The organism is Ruegeria sp. AI3 (genome assembly GCF_056541245.1).
Map to the genome: position 1 here is coordinate 315,332 of NZ_JBQFYA010000001.1, position 13,638 is coordinate 328,969.

Here is a 13,638-nt window from a genome sequence, read left to right on the forward strand (position 1 = left end):
CGTCACTTGCCCCGTCGGTTTTTGCACCTGCTTCTCTCAGCCTAAGACCATGGATATGGTCTCGTGAAATTGTAGAAACCCTGTGTTGCGATGGTATGTCGGTTCCTTCAAATAGCCTTTCTGGCGTTCTTTGCCTTTCCGGCGTCTGGCTTGGCGCAAGGGATTCTTGAGGACATTTTCAAACAGGTCCAGCGCGAAAACGCGGCGGGTTCTCTGGCGATTTTAGGCCTTGCTGGCATCCCTGATGACTCAGCCAGTGCGATCTCGCTGCAATCGAACACGGGAAACCGCGAGTACGACTTCAAATCCGCGCAATTGGGCGGGGGCTTTCGGCTGAGCGAAGGCGTACCCATCTACCTTGAAGGCTATATCGGCTATGCGCGCTATGACCCGGTCCTGTTCTTCTCTGGCTCCGGCGAGACCACCACGTTGCCACTCAAATGGACAAGCGCCGCTGTAACAGGCGGTATCGGCTACCAATTTGACTTGGGAGAGCGATGGAAACTGACGCCCATGGCGCATATCTCGATCGGGCGCACCCAATCTGACACGTCAGTCGCCGCTCAAGTGATCGCCGAGCGGCTTGGCATAGAAGCTGATTTCCTCGAAAGCGGCGGTCTCTGGGCCGGAGGTGCGGGCGGTTCGCTGACGCTGGATTACGCACGCCCTCTGACCAATGACCGAGAGTTCGAGATGAGCCTTCGCTACACGCATATCGAATACTGGCCCATTGGTGACGACGAAGACCTCCTCGTGCAATCGACGGCTGCAAATGCAGTGCTTTGGTCACGGTACCGGTTTCCGACAGGCGGTCGGATGTTTGGCCGACCGGTACGTTGGGTCGGGGATCTGTCTATCTCTTACCTGGCCGGGGATCAGTCGATTGTTCTGGGCACAGATTGGCTGGCCCGCGTCGGCGGCGGGATCGAGGTTGATCTGTCCGACACCTGGGTGCCATGGGTGAGTACCACACGGATCATGGTCCGCTACTATGGCAGCGACACGGTCAACGGGTTCACAGCCGGGATCGGTATCAGTTTCTGACGCGCGACCTAAAACAGGCTCATCTGATCGCCCGGCTGCGCAGGTTTTGCGAAAAGATCGCGACGCAGTTCGTCGGACTTCACCTTCAGGCCCAAACGTTTAACGGCTACCTTGAAGCGCTTTGAGATCAATTCGGCATACTCGCCTTCTCCCCGCATCCGGTGACCCCAGCGCGGGTCATAGTCGCGACCTCCATGCATCTCGCGCAGCCGCGTCATGACCTTTTCGGCCCGCGCGGGTTCATGTTCGGCCAGCCAGTCCTGCCACAGCACCGAAACCTCTCGGGGTAGGCGCAACATGATCCAGCTCGCGGTGTCGGCACCGGCCTCATGCCCGGCCTCCAGCAGAGCCTCCAGTTCATGATCGGTTAGCCCGAGCACAACGGGCGAGGTCATTACCCGCACCGGCACCCCTGCCCCGGTGAGACGTCGAATGACCTCCAGCCGCCGTTTGGGAGACGGCGCGCGCGGCTCCATCCGGCGAGAGAGGCCCGCGTCCAAGGTTGTTAGGGATATCCCGACCCGAACTAGACCCTGCGCGGCCATGGGGGCAAGAATATCCAGATCCCTCTCGATCAGGGTCCCTTTGGTCACGATCGCTACGGGGTGGTTGAAATCCCTCAGAACCTCAAGACAGGCCCGCGTGATCCCGCGTTCTTTTTCAACGGGTTGATAAGGGTCGGTGTTGGTGCCCAAGGCAATCGGCGCGACTTTGTAGGACCGTGCGGACAATTCCTTGCGCAGTACCTCGGCTGCATTGCCACGCGCGGTCAAACGGGTCTCAAAATCCAGCCCTGCCGACAGTCCAAGGTAGGCATGACTGGGCCGCGCAAAGCAATAAACGCAGCCATGTTCGCACCCCCGATACGGGTTGATCGAGCGGTCGAACGGCAGGTCGGGAGAGCGATTATAGGTGATCACACTGCGCGCCACCTCGTCCCGGACCTCGGTCCTCAGAAGCGGTTGGTCTTCTTCGATGTCCCAGCCGTCATCCGTTTGGACCGTGGCAAGTTTTTCAAAGCGACCCGCGTCGTTGGATGCGGTCCCCCGAGCGCGGATATTGGTTTGAGGTTGCATTTGTTCACCATACGTTCTCATACTATAGGTAAGCGAATACTGAACGCGAGGCAACCACCCCCTGTTTTAGCTAACCTGAGCCAGACACAGGATGATCATGCATATTATTCTGTCGCCCGATGCCGATTTTTGACATAAACGTCGGTCCCGAAACCGCCGAGGTCGCAATCGTCACAGTAAATCTGCGACGTTTTGGCCAAAACGAAAAAAATGCCACCCCGGACCAAGGGTCCGCACAGCTCAGGAAAACACCCCATGTCCGACGAAGAAGACATCATCCTGTCCGAACTGAACGACGAAGAGCTTGTTGAACAGATGTTCGACGATCTCTACGACGGCTTGAAAGAAGAGATCGAAGAAGGCACCAACATCCTTCTCGAGCGCGGCTGGACCCCCTACGACATCCTGACCAAAGCTCTGGTCGGCGGCATGACCGTGGTTGGCCACGACTTCCGCGACGGTATCCTGTTCGTGCCCGAGGTTCTGCTGGCCGCCAACGCCATGAAGGGCGGTATGGCGATCCTGAAGCCTCTGCTGGCTGAAACAGGCGCACCGCGCGTGGGCAAGATGGTCATCGGCACCGTGAAGGGCGACATCCACGACATCGGCAAGAACCTTGTTTCGATGATGATGGAAGGCGCTGGCTTCGAAGTTGTAGACATCGGCATCAACAACCCGGTCGAGAACTACCTGGAAGCGCTGGAAAACGAACAGCCCGACATCCTGGGCATGTCGGCCCTGCTGACCACGACCATGCCTTACATGAAGGTTGTGATCGACACGCTGGTCGAGCAAGGCGTTCGCGATGACTACATCGTTCTGGTCGGCGGCGCACCGCTGAACGAAGAGTTCGGCAAAGCCATCGGCGCTGACGCATATTGCCGTGACGCGGCTGTGGCTGTTGAGACCGCTAAGGACTTCGTCTCGCGCAAGCACAACCAGCTGGCGGGATAAGAACACCGTTTCTGTTCTGAAAGGGCCGCTCGATTTCGGGCGGCCTTTTTGTTTCAAGCCGCGTTTTCGGGCAAAATCACCCGGACCAGCCAGCCAGAGGACTCCGGAATGTCACAGAACCAGCATCCCGATGACGCCCGTCTAACGACCGATGGATATGACGAAACCGGCAAGGGGCGTATCCTTTTGCTGGCCTGCGGGGCCTTGGCGCGCGAGATTCTGGACCTCAAGAACCGCAACGGCTGGGACCATATGGACCTGACCTGCCTACCCGCGATCCTTCATGTCCACCCTGAGAAGATCACTCAGGCCGTTGAAGATGCGATTGCCAAGCATCGTGAGCAGTATGATCAGGTCTTCGTCGTCTACGCGGATTGCGGCACCGGTGGCCTGCTACAGCAGGCCTGCGACCGGCTTGGTGTCGAGATGGTCAAGGGCCCGCATTGCTATTCGTTCTTCGAAGGGAATGAAGCCTTTGCCGCACAGGGCGAGGACGAGACAACCGCCTTTTACCTTACCGATTTTCTGGCCCGGCAGTTCGACGCATTTGTCTGGAAACCGCTGGGTTTGGATCGCCATCCCCAGCTGCGAGACATGTATTTCGGGAACTACACCAAACTGGTCTATCAGGCCCAAACGGATGATCCCGCGCTAACGGCGCGCGCGCAGGAATGTGCCGAGCGTATGGGACTGGATTTTGAGCGCCGCTTGACCGGCTATGGCGATCTGGAAACCACGCTAACCGATTGGGCGACTAGAACGCGCTGACGCTACGCTTTTTCCTGCGCGACTTCGCGGATGCGTTCGATCATCGCCCTCAGACCGTTCGACCGCTGAGCGGACAAGTGGTCATTCAGGCCCAGCCGCGCCAACTCTCCGCCGGCGTCGACCTTGATCACCTCAGCAACCGGCAAGCCGTTGTAAAGAAGACGTAAAACCGCAATCAGACCACGAACGATCAGCGCATCGCTATCCCCATCGAAACGAAACACGCCGCCATCGATCATAGGGTGCAGCCACACCTGGCTGGCGCAACCGTCCACTTTGGTGGCTGGAACTTTGAGCGCATCGTCCAGCGGCTCCATCGCTTTGCCCTGCTCGATCACATGGCGATAGCGGTCCTCCCAATCTTCGAGGAACTCGAAGTCTTCGACAATTTCTTCAAAGGCGGGCGTTGCCATGGCGCGGCGGTCCTTCTGTTTCATTCACAATTGTGACCTATGCCGACGATAGCCACCTGTCCAGCCCTCGCCGTGGCTTTTCAAGGCAAGGAAATTGCGCTAACCCATTGCGTGAATGACTGTTAAAGCCGTGGGTCCATGCAAAAATCACTGTCTCTTCTTATCATCGCCGCGTTGACCCTGTCTGCCTGCAACAGCTGGCGCAATTCTCGAGCGAACCCGTCGAACTGGTTCGGATCCAGCCAGCCCGCCCCAGTCGAAACAGCCCCGGTAGACGAGGCCTATGCGCTGGTGCCAAGACAAAGCGATGGCATCGGCCTTTTTGACCGTCCCATAGAAGAAGACACCAGTGTTCCAATTGCAAAAATTGACGAACTGCGGATCGACGCAACACCGACCGGAGCGATTGTCTATTCTTCGGGCACGGCGCAACGCCAAGGCGCGTTCAACGCCCGTCTGGTGCCCGTGAATTCGGAGGAAAACCAGAAGAACGCCGTGATGGAGTTCACCTTCCTAGTGAATTACCCCAAGGCGCAGACTGCGCAGGGTACAGAGCGTTCGCGCATGGTCTCCGACGCCATCAACGTCTCCCGGCAAGAGCTAGAAGGCATCCGTCTGGTCCGCGTGGTTGGGCAGCAAAACGCCTTGGAATCGCGTCGCCGCTAAGCGATCAGAGGGGCACGACCTTCACGTTTTGCCCCATTGCAGCCAGTGCGATCTTGCCTTCGCACAGCTTCAGAGCATCCTCACCGAACACCTCGAACCTCCAGCCGGTCATTGAGGGAAGGCCGCGCTCGCCCGCTGCGATCTGGTCCAGTTCGGCGCTGGTGGCGATCAGCTTTGCCGCCACGCCCGAGCTTTCGGTTTTCGATTTCAGCAGCACCCGCAACAGATCAGCCAGCGCTGGGTTCACCTTCAGTTTGTCGCGGCTCGTGTCGACCTTGGGCAGCTGTTCGAGTGGGCAGTTCACACCCTTTTTAACGGCCGCCAGAATGCCTTCCGCAATTGCCCCTTTGCGCGCCTCTCGCAGCAGTAGGCGCGAGCCGCCAAGGTCCGATGGCGTTTTGGGTTTAGTTGAGGCCAGTTCGATCAGCGCGTCATCTTTGAACACGCGGTTGCGCGGGATGTTGTTGTCCTGTGCGTGAGTTTCGCGGAACTGCGCCAACTCCCGCACAACCGCCAGAAACTTGGCCGAGTTCGTCCGCGTTTTAACACGCTTCCAAGCATCCTCGGGCCGGATGTCATAAGTGCCGGGCTGGGTCAGGATGCGTAGTTCCTCGGACACCCAATGGCTGCGCTTGGTTTTCTCAAGCTCGGCCGCGAGATGTTCGTAAATCTTGCGCAGATGGGTCACATCGGCCAGCGCATAGGTCTTTTGCGCATCTGTCAGAGGACGCCGCGACCAGTCGGTAAAGCGCGAGGTTTTATCCACCCCCTGCTTGCAGATCTTGCGCACCAGCGTCTCATAGCCGACCTGTTCACCAAAGCCGCAGACCATCGCGGCAACCTGCGTGTCAAACAGCGGGGTCGGGAATACATGCGCATCGACCCAGAAGATCTCAAGGTCCTGACGTGCGGCGTGGAACACCTTGACCACGCTCTCATTCCGGAACAGCTCATAGAGCGGCTCAAGCGAGATACCTTCGGCCAGTGGGTCAACCAGAACGGCACTGTCTTCTTCCTCGGAGGGGACGGCCAATTGCACCAGACATAGTTTTGAATAGTAGGTCCGCTCGCGCAGAAATTCTGTATCTACAGTGACATAGGGAAAGGCAGCAGCAGCCCAGCAGAAATCAGCCAGCTCTTGCGTCGTTGTCAGAGTTCTCATGCGCCGTACTATTCTTGTTCTTTGTGTGACTGCCCGTTTTTCTACCGTCCCGAGCGTTATCGGCGACCATAGGACGAATTTCCGCCGGGTGTAAATCACCCAAGGACGATCAGGGCAGCATAAGAACGGACCTGTTGCCTTCCGCATACCGCCGCAGCACCGGCGGGTAGAGCTGATGCTCAAAAACCAACACTTTGGCGGCCAGGCTGTCGGGGGTGTCCTCGGGTTCAATGGCGACCCGCGCCTGCCCCAGAATTGGGCCATCATCCAGCGCCGCGGTGACCTCATGCACGGTGCAGCCGTGTTCGGCGTCACCGGCTTCGATCGCGCGGGCATGGGTGTGCAGGCCTTTGTATTTCGGCAGCAACGAGGGGTGAATGTTCAGCATCCGCCCCTGAAAGCGCGAGACGAAATCGCCGGTCAGGACCCGCATGAACCCGGCCAGACATACAATATCGGGTTGCGCGGCCTCAAGCGGCTTCAGTAACTCCGCCTCAAACGCCGCTCGATCCCCATTAAAAGGGCGGTGATCAACCACAGCCGTTTCTATCCCGCGATCCCGCGCCTTTGCCAGACCACCGGCCTGCGCGTCGTTAGACAGAACCAGACATGGGCGCGCAGGGTGATCTCCGGTCATGCTGTCGACCAGAGAAACCATGTTTGACCCGCCGCCGGAAATCAGGATCGCGACGCGCTTGTGGCTCACAGCAGTTTGCCCGAATAGGCCACGCCAGCCTTGTCAGTCACGGTGCCGATGCGCGACACGGTCTCACCCGCCTCAGTCAGCAAAGCAGTCAGCGCGTCGGCCTGATCTTCGGCGCAGACCACGATCATGCCGATGCCGCAGTTGAAAGTCTTCAACATCTCAGCTTCGGCAGTCCCGCCAGTTTCGGCCATCCAACCGAAGACAGGCGGCAAATCCCATGCGTCCAGATCGATCTGCGCGCCCAGCCCTTCGGGCAGAACACGCGGCAGGTTTTCGGTCAGACCGCCGCCGGTGATATGAGCCAGCGCATGCACACCCCCGGCGCGGATCGCGGCCAGTGCAGGCTTTACATAAAGCCGCGTCGGCGTCAGCAGCGACTCGCCCAACGTGCCGTCGCTAAAGGGCGAGTCGGCCTCCCAGCCCAGCCCGGAAATCTCGACCAGTTTGCGCACCAGAGAGTAGCCATTGGAATGCACCCCGTTGGAGGCTAATCCCAACAGAACGTCGCCCGCCGCTACGCCGTCGGGCAGATCGGCACCGCGCTCCATCGCGCCGACCGAGAACCCGGCCAGATCGAAATCGCCATCGGGATACATGCCCGGCATCTCGGCAGTTTCGCCACCGATCAAGGCGCATCCCGACTGCGCACAGCCTTCGGCAATCCCTTCGATGATCCGCGCGGCAGTATCGGTGTCCAGCTTGCCAGTGGCGAAATAATCGAGAAAGAACAATGGCTCAGCGCCCTGGCAGATCAGGTCGTTGACGCACATGGCCACAAGATCAATGCCAACGCCATCCACAACACCAGTATCAATCGCGATCCGCAGCTTGGTGCCGACACCGTCGGTGGCCCCCACCAGAATCGGATCTTCATAGCCAGCGGCCTTGAGGTCGAACAGCGCGCCGAACCCGCCCAGACCGCTCATGACACCGGGGCGATTGGTGCGTTTTGCAGCAGGCTTGATGCGGTCGACCAGAGCGTTGCCTGCATCAATATCCACACCCGCGTCGGCGTAGGTGATTCCGTTCTTGCCCGCTGTCATGGCCTATCCTTCATGAATGGTTTGCGGGCGAGTTAGTCGATTGTGCGCTTTGATGCAACGGTCAGGCTTGACGCGGGCGTTCACCGTGGTACTCAAAGCGCTCAGGCGGGCCTGTAGCTCAATTGGTTAGAGCAGAGCGCTCATAACGCTTTGGTTGCGGGTTCAAGTCCTGCCGGGCCTACCAAATTCCGCTGTTTTCATAAGAACGCCGCGCCTCTAGCGCCCTACAATGATGTCGGCACACAGCCCGCCTAATCTCTCGCTTTTGCCAAGGCGCAAGACGCCGCCATGGGCACGGGCGATGTCGGCCACGATGGCAAGGCCCAGACCAACACCGCTGCCTTGGTTCTGATTGCGTGCAGGGTCCAGCCGGGAAAAAGGCTTAACGGCCTCGGTCCGCTGTTCGGGCGGGATACCTGGCCCATCATCCTCGACCCGGATGCGTAGAGATTTGGGCGTCAGCGTCAGGCTGACATCCGCCTTGCTGCCATACCGCACGGCATTACCGATCAGGTTCTCGACCGCCCGGCGCATGGCTGATGGTCGCAACATCGCTGTCCCCTGCCCGTCGACGGTAACCAGTTCCGCCTTATGGCCAGCCCGTCTTGCATCGCTGACGATCTGCGTCAGCAAAGCTTCGGGATCGACCTCTTCGGGAGCACCTTCGGCAGCACCGCGGGAAAAGTCGAGGAACGCATCCAGAAGCGATTGCATCTCGGTTACGTCCTGCTGCAACGGCGCAGCCTCTTCTTCGGGCAGCATAGACAGGCCCAGTTTAAGCCGTGTCAGCGGAGTACGCAGGTCATGGCTGACACCCGATAGCATCATTGTCCGCTGCTCCATCTGCCGCTCAATCCGCGCCCGCATGTCGAGAAAAGCGTTGCCCGCGGCCCGAACCTCGACCGCGCCGCCGGGGGAATACGGCACCACCCGTCCGCGACCAAAAGCCTGTGCAGCATCCGCAAGCCGCGTAATGGGTCGCAGTTGGTTGCGCATGTATAGAAACGAGATCGAGGTCATGATGATGGCAAAGAAAACCATCGTCACAATCAACTGATGCGGCGCCGCGGGGGACAGACGCCGTCGATCAAAGGTCAACTGCAACAGGCCCAGATGGGTGGGCATATAGAGGCGCGCCTCTTGCCCACTAGGCAGGGCAACCGCTTCAAGGTCAGGCAATTCTGCAATGAGATCTGCCTCAACCTGTGGCGCAATAAAATCGTACCATCTTCGCCGGCCGATTTCTGGCATCTCATCCGCATCGAGGAACTGCATCTTCATCGACAGAGCGCTCAGATCAGGACGCACAGCGGCCAACGCCTGTTGCCGGGTCTCAGACTCAGCCATCGTCTGAGTGATCAGTCGGACCTCACGCGCGGCAGCTTGCGTCATTTGCGCGGTCACGTCCTCCAGATGCTTTTGCAGGAACGCAATGCCCACCACCAGCAGCAAGGCCACCACCGGCAGGACGAGAATCAGCGCGGCCCGGACATACAGGCCGCGCGGCATATAGGGTTTGAGCCATTGCGTGGACATGCGCTAAACCTAGCGGGCTGCCCGGACAAGAGAAAGAGGACAGAATGCAGGCACCTGACGAATTCAACCCGCCGGCTGGCGTGGCGCAGGAGTTGCACCCGGGTTTACGGCGCATCCTGGCTCCGAATCCTTCGCCGATGACGTATCGGGGCACAAACACCTATCTTCTGGGGACGCGGGATCTGGCGGTGATCGATCCCGGACCACTGAGCGACGCGCATCTGGAGGCGATTCTGGACGCGCTGACACCTGATCAGAGAATCAGCCAAATCCTCGTGACTCACACCCATCTGGATCATTCGCCTCTGGCTGCCCCGCTCGCGGCCCGCACGGGTGCACCAATTCTGGCCTTCGGAGGACCCGAGGCCGGGCGCAGTCCGGTCATGTCCGACCTCGCCAAGAGTGGCATGGTGCAAGGCGGAGAAGGCATCGACACCGCATTCCGGCCAGATATCGAATTGGCGGACGGAGAACGCATCACAGGTGACGACTGGCAGCTTGAGGTCATTCACACCCCCGGCCATCTGGGCAATCATATTGCGCTGGCCTGGGGCGATGTGTGCTTTACGGCGGATCACGTGATGGGTTGGGCCAGTTCGCTCGTCTCTCCCCCTGACGGAGACCTCACCGATTTCATGGCGGCCTGCCATAGGTTGCAACAACGCGACTGGTCCGTCTTTCACTCGGGTCACGGCGCGCCGATCGAAAATCCTGCCGAGCGGCTGCAGTGGTTGATTCAGCATAGGCTAGGACGAGAAGCGCAAATCCTCGCGGCGCTGGCAGATCGGCAAGGCTCGGCCCGGCAATTGGCCGAGCGTATCTACACCGACACCCCGAAAGCTCTGCTGCCCGCAGCCGAGCGTAACGTCCTGGCGCATTTGATTGATTTGACGGGAAAATCCAAGGTCACCTACGATGGCGCCCTCGCATCAGATGCGGTTTTCCGGCGACTTTCGTGAGCATGAGAAAAAATTCTGATTTCGCGCGCTTCCCCTCTGGACGTCAAAAATCGGGGTTGTTATACGCCCCTCAGTTCCGGCGTAGCTCAGCGGTAGAGCAGTTGACTGTTAATCAATTGGTCGTAGGTTCGATCCCTACCGCCGGAGCCAATCTTCTCAGCAAGTTGGTTAGTTTTCCTCTGCGTAGAACCTTCGCAGGTCTTGGTGAGAAAAAGACAAATAGGGTTAGAGCTTTTTCGGGTATTAATCGGACAATAAAGCCCACCGCCTCCGTTTGGTAGAACCCACACTATCCTAACGCCTATGAACAAATCATAGCACCTACAGAGCCACACAACGTGGGGTCGAAGGATTCGACTAGGCGGTTGTCAACAAACGAATCACACGAACCAACCGATCTACTGGAATTTCCATAGGCTCTACGTCAAAAATCGCCATCCGACCGACAAACTTCGGAGCCCTAAGAAACTCTTCGGCAGCGCGCATACGCGGGCGGTGAAGGTAGTCATCAAACAAAAGTGTCACCGGTCGCTTGATGTTAAAAGCCGTCGCCAGGGCACAACCGACGCGAAACCGTCCGTCCACCAGCACTACATCAGGATGCTGAAACCCATCGCTTTGCCAAATTGACAATGGGTATCTGGGAAACAGGTTCGATTCCTTCGTATTTACCGGGAAACCCCATTTCTTTGTCTTCCCAATGTTCACCCATGAAATATTGACTTCAGTACTCGTCTTAGGAGGATTTTCCTGGAACCACCGATGCATCATTTGAGCCCAGTATTGATCACTTTCCACACTAAAGACTTTTTTATTCTCCAATTCCCCTGCCAATACAGTGGATCCCCCGGATCCATACTCCAGAATGACAGAAGATTTTTGATAATGCTCGCGCAGTACTTCCTGCACGTCATTAGGCATAGTTAGAACTGGTTTCTTGAGCTGAGCTGTGTTCAATTCGGTCTCCAAGTTGTTGCAATGCATCTAACTGACCTCCAAAGAAAAGTATCATGAACGACAGTGATTTGAACCAGATACTGCGCTCCGCAGCTGACAAACAAAAGAAAACTAAATCAAGGTCAAGCGTACTAAAATACGCGCAGAGGCCTTTGGGTTCTGAACTCATTGAGTTCTTTTGCAGCTAAATGAGTGTCAAAGCCAGGGCGATGGTCTAGGAAGAGGTTTTTGAGTCATCGGTCGCATCGCTCTACTTCGCGACGCCAGTGTTCAAGCCTGACAAACACTGTCTCGAAACGGCTGTTGCGTTTTATGCCGACGAGTGCCGTATTTGGCGTACTTCTTGTGCCTTTTTCGAACGACGATAGCAAATTGCAATTCGTTCTCGCGGCAAACGAACCGGGGGTTGAACCGAAGTCTGAAGAGATCAGTGCCGGGGAGAAGCGGCCTGTTTGATAATTTTACTCAAAATCCCACAAGATGATCTAGACGCCATGAAAACAGCTTGCTATACGGCGCGAACCGTTCCGGCGTAGCTCAGCGGTAGAGCAGTTGACTGTTAATCAATTGGTCGTAGGTTCGATCCCTACCGCCGGAGCCAATTCCCCCAAATCACCCCGTCAACGCGTCGGCAAACTGCGTGCGCAGGGTCCGTTTCAGCACCTTTCCTGTTGCGTTCAACGGCAAAGCGTCGATGAACACAACCTTATCCGGCACTTGCCATTTGGCGATCTTGCCATCAAAGAAGGACAGCAGTTCTTCCTCTGACGGCTCCTCTCCCTCGGCCTTCACGGCGACCAGAATCGGACGCTCGTCCCATTTGGGGTGCGAAACCCCGACCACTGCAGCTGTGGCGAGTTTTGGATGAGCGACTGCGATGTTTTCCAACTCAACCGAGCTTATCCATTCGCCTCCCGATTTAATGATGTCCTTTGACCGGTCGCGGATCGTCATGTAGCCGTCGGCATCCAGTGTTGCGACATCCCCGGTGGCGAACCAGCCATCCTGTAAAAGCGCCTCGTCCTGCATCTGGAAATAGCTGTCCAGTACCCACGGGCCGCGCACCATCAGGTCGCCCTGAGTTTCGCCGTCATGGGGCAAATCGTTACCGTCGTCATCCACGATCTTCAGCTCAACCCCGTAGGGAGGCCGCCCCTGGCTTTCGCGTAGACGGTGTTGCTCTTCGATCGGTAGGTCGCGATGTTTGGCAATCGGGACATTGGTTGTACCAAGCGGGCTCATCTCACTCATGCCCCACGCGTGGACGGTGTCGACGTCGTAGACCTCACGGAAGGTTTCGATCATCGAGGGTGGGCAAGCGGCACCTCCGATCACGGTGCGATCAAGGCTGGCGAGTTTGCTGCCGGATTGCGCGGCATGGGCCAGAAGGCCCTGCCAGATCGTGGGAACACCCATCGCGACCGTCACGCCATAGCTGTCAATCAGATTGACCAGCGCCTCACCATGCAGTCCCGGCCCCGGCAGAACCATGCGCGACCCGGACATGGCACAGGCATAGGGCGACCCCCAGGCATTGACATGGAACATCGGCACCACGGGCATCACGACATCCATGGCCGAATAGCCAATGACGTCTCGCGCATTCGAGGCAAAGCCATGCAATACGGTCGAGCGATGCGAATAGAGCACCCCCTTGGGATGGCCCGTCGTGCCCGAGGTGTAACACAGGCCGGAGGCAGTGTTTTCATCCAAGACCGGCCATGCGAAATCGGTATCACCCGTCTGGATCAATTCAACATAGAATTGCAGCCCGTCGATCTGCGCCGCCGCTTCGTCATCACGAGGGCCCATCAAAACAAAGTGATGAACCTCGCCTAGCCCTTCTTGCAACGCGGCGACCAGAGGGATGAAGGTGGCGTCGAAGAACAGAACGCGATCCTGGGCGTGGTTGATGATGTAGGTCAGCTGCTCGGGGAAGAGGCGCGGATTGATCGTGTGACACACGAAACCGGCGCCCGAAGTCGCATAGTAGATCTCAAGGTGGCGGCGGTTGTTCCAGGCCAGGGTGCCGATGCGGTCTTGTGGTTCCAGTCCAAGCTTGGTTAATGCCGATCCCAACCGGCGAGCGTTGCGTGCCACTTCGGACCAATTGGTCTGCGTTACGGTGCCGTCTGTTTCAACCGACACGATTTCCGTCTGACCGTGGTAGCGCTCGGCGTGATCAATCAGTGACGAGATCAGCAAGGGCTGCGTCATCATCTGTCCCAGCATGGACATACTCCCTTTCTTGTTCAGGCCACGCTGTCGGCGGCCATTCCGTACATTGAGAGATACGCGGGCCTGTGGCAGGGCGATCAATCATGACGGTTCATTGGAAAGAACCCTGCCAAGCA

The 13,638-nt window shown here is 58.0% G+C and carries 13 protein-coding genes and 3 tRNA genes; 8 read left to right on the plus strand and 8 right to left on the minus strand.

Annotation, left to right across the window (positions count from 1 at the left end; all coding sequences use genetic code 11):
• Positions 1 to 150: 150 nt before the first annotated feature.
• Positions 151 to 1,044 carry an autotransporter outer membrane beta-barrel domain-containing protein gene (locus tag ACRZ95_RS01565; RefSeq protein WP_480554410.1) on the plus strand — a complete coding sequence of 298 codons (894 nt, stop codon included), beginning with the start codon at positions 151 to 153 and terminating at the stop codon, positions 1,042 to 1,044.
• An 8-nt stretch (positions 1,045 to 1,052) separates the two neighbouring features.
• Here the strand turns inward: ACRZ95_RS01565 and ACRZ95_RS01570 are convergent, their stop codons facing one another.
• A complete protein-coding gene (locus tag ACRZ95_RS01570) occupies positions 1,053 to 2,120 on the minus strand; it encodes a PA0069 family radical SAM protein (protein ID WP_480554412.1) in 1,068 nt (355 codons plus the stop codon).
• A 255-nt stretch (positions 2,121 to 2,375) separates the two neighbouring features.
• Between ACRZ95_RS01570 and ACRZ95_RS01575 the strand changes: the two genes are divergently transcribed.
• Together ACRZ95_RS01575 and ACRZ95_RS01580 are read left to right on the plus strand one after the other, a co-directional pair.
• Positions 2,376 to 3,074 carry a corrinoid protein gene (locus ACRZ95_RS01575; RefSeq protein ID WP_170373819.1) on the plus strand — a complete coding sequence of 233 codons (699 nt, stop codon included), beginning with the start codon at positions 2,376 to 2,378 and terminating at the stop codon, positions 3,072 to 3,074.
• Positions 3,075 to 3,182: 108 nt separating this feature from the next.
• The gene (locus tag ACRZ95_RS01580) at positions 3,183 to 3,842 is read left to right on the plus strand and encodes a DUF1638 domain-containing protein (protein ID WP_170676128.1); all 660 of its coding nucleotides are present in this window, start codon (positions 3,183 to 3,185) and stop codon (positions 3,840 to 3,842) included.
• 2 nt (positions 3,843 to 3,844) lie between these two features.
• On the opposite strand, the gene ACRZ95_RS01585 is transcribed toward ACRZ95_RS01580, so the two are convergent.
• Positions 3,845 to 4,255: a SufE family protein gene (locus ACRZ95_RS01585; protein WP_170659781.1), complete on the minus strand. Its 411-nt coding sequence runs from the start codon at positions 4,253 to 4,255 to the stop codon at positions 3,845 to 3,847.
• 138 nt (positions 4,256 to 4,393) lie between these two features.
• On the opposite strand from ACRZ95_RS01585, the gene ACRZ95_RS01590 reads away from it, so the two are divergent.
• Positions 4,394 to 4,921, plus strand: coding sequence for a hypothetical protein (locus tag ACRZ95_RS01590; protein ID WP_170676129.1), 528 nt, complete (start codon positions 4,394 to 4,396; stop codon positions 4,919 to 4,921).
• A gap of 4 nt (positions 4,922 to 4,925) precedes the next feature.
• On the opposite strand, the gene rnd is transcribed toward ACRZ95_RS01590, so the two are convergent.
• From rnd to purM, 3 genes are all read right to left on the minus strand, one after another.
• Positions 4,926 to 6,083: a ribonuclease D gene (gene rnd, locus ACRZ95_RS01595; RefSeq protein ID WP_170676130.1), complete on the minus strand. Its 1,158-nt coding sequence runs from the start codon at positions 6,081 to 6,083 to the stop codon at positions 4,926 to 4,928.
• A 109-nt stretch (positions 6,084 to 6,192) separates the two neighbouring features.
• Complete coding sequence (gene purN, locus ACRZ95_RS01600) at positions 6,193 to 6,789, minus strand: phosphoribosylglycinamide formyltransferase (protein ID WP_170676131.1); 597 nt, start codon at positions 6,787 to 6,789, stop codon at positions 6,193 to 6,195.
• Positions 6,786 to 7,832, minus strand: a complete 1,047-nt coding sequence (purM, locus tag ACRZ95_RS01605) for a phosphoribosylformylglycinamidine cyclo-ligase (protein ID WP_170676132.1) — start codon at positions 7,830 to 7,832, stop codon at positions 6,786 to 6,788. Before purM ends, purN begins: the two co-directional genes overlap by 4 nt.
• 107 nt (positions 7,833 to 7,939) lie before the next feature.
• Here purM and ACRZ95_RS01610 point away from each other — a divergent pair.
• Positions 7,940 to 8,016 (plus strand) — tRNA-Ile (locus ACRZ95_RS01610).
• Positions 8,017 to 8,048: 32 nt separating this feature from the next.
• Here ACRZ95_RS01610 and ACRZ95_RS01615 read toward each other — a convergent pair.
• Positions 8,049 to 9,368 carry an ATP-binding protein gene (locus ACRZ95_RS01615; RefSeq protein WP_170676133.1) on the minus strand — a complete coding sequence of 440 codons (1,320 nt, stop codon included), beginning with the start codon at positions 9,366 to 9,368 and terminating at the stop codon, positions 8,049 to 8,051.
• 44 nt (positions 9,369 to 9,412) lie between these two features.
• Between ACRZ95_RS01615 and ACRZ95_RS01620 the strand changes: the two genes are divergently transcribed.
• Both ACRZ95_RS01620 and ACRZ95_RS01625 read left to right on the plus strand, forming a co-directional pair.
• Positions 9,413 to 10,327, plus strand: a complete 915-nt coding sequence (locus ACRZ95_RS01620; RefSeq protein WP_170676134.1) for an MBL fold metallo-hydrolase — start codon at positions 9,413 to 9,415, stop codon at positions 10,325 to 10,327.
• Between the two features lie 75 nt (positions 10,328 to 10,402).
• Positions 10,403 to 10,477 (plus strand) — tRNA-Asn (locus ACRZ95_RS01625).
• A gap of 207 nt (positions 10,478 to 10,684) precedes the next feature.
• On the opposite strand, the gene ACRZ95_RS01630 is transcribed toward ACRZ95_RS01625, so the two are convergent.
• Positions 10,685 to 11,284: a hypothetical protein gene (locus tag ACRZ95_RS01630; RefSeq protein WP_480554415.1), complete on the minus strand. Its 600-nt coding sequence runs from the start codon at positions 11,282 to 11,284 to the stop codon at positions 10,685 to 10,687.
• Between the two features lie 526 nt (positions 11,285 to 11,810).
• Here ACRZ95_RS01630 and ACRZ95_RS01635 point away from each other — a divergent pair.
• Positions 11,811 to 11,885 (plus strand) — tRNA-Asn (locus tag ACRZ95_RS01635).
• Positions 11,886 to 11,896: 11 nt separating this feature from the next.
• Here the strand turns inward: ACRZ95_RS01635 and ACRZ95_RS01640 are convergent.
• Positions 11,897 to 13,516: a long-chain-fatty-acid--CoA ligase gene (locus ACRZ95_RS01640; RefSeq protein ID WP_170676152.1), complete on the minus strand. Its 1,620-nt coding sequence runs from the start codon at positions 13,514 to 13,516 to the stop codon at positions 11,897 to 11,899.
• Positions 13,517 to 13,638: the final 122 nt, after the last annotated feature.

Excerpts from the sequence above, each read along its gene's own strand:
- ACRZ95_RS01570 (WP_480554412.1), bottom strand. The coding sequence starts at position 2,120 with ATGCAACCTCAAACCAATATCCGCGCTCGGGGGACCGCATCCAACGAC.
- ACRZ95_RS01575 (WP_170373819.1), top strand. The coding sequence starts at position 2,376 with ATGTCCGACGAAGAAGACATCATCCTGTCCGAACTGAACGACGAAGAG.
- ACRZ95_RS01580 (WP_170676128.1), top strand. The coding sequence starts at position 3,183 with ATGTCACAGAACCAGCATCCCGATGACGCCCGTCTAACGACCGATGGA.
- ACRZ95_RS01585 (WP_170659781.1), bottom strand. The coding sequence starts at position 4,255 with ATGGCAACGCCCGCCTTTGAAGAAATTGTCGAAGACTTCGAGTTCCTC.
- ACRZ95_RS01590 (WP_170676129.1), top strand. The coding sequence starts at position 4,394 with ATGCAAAAATCACTGTCTCTTCTTATCATCGCCGCGTTGACCCTGTCT.
- rnd (WP_170676130.1), bottom strand. The coding sequence starts at position 6,083 with ATGAGAACTCTGACAACGACGCAAGAGCTGGCTGATTTCTGCTGGGCT.
- purM (WP_170676132.1), bottom strand. The coding sequence starts at position 7,832 with ATGACAGCGGGCAAGAACGGAATCACCTACGCCGACGCGGGTGTGGAT.
- ACRZ95_RS01615 (WP_170676133.1), bottom strand. The coding sequence starts at position 9,368 with ATGTCCACGCAATGGCTCAAACCCTATATGCCGCGCGGCCTGTATGTC.
- ACRZ95_RS01620 (WP_170676134.1), top strand. The coding sequence starts at position 9,413 with ATGCAGGCACCTGACGAATTCAACCCGCCGGCTGGCGTGGCGCAGGAG.
- ACRZ95_RS01640 (WP_170676152.1), bottom strand. The coding sequence starts at position 13,516 with ATGCTGGGACAGATGATGACGCAGCCCTTGCTGATCTCGTCACTGATT.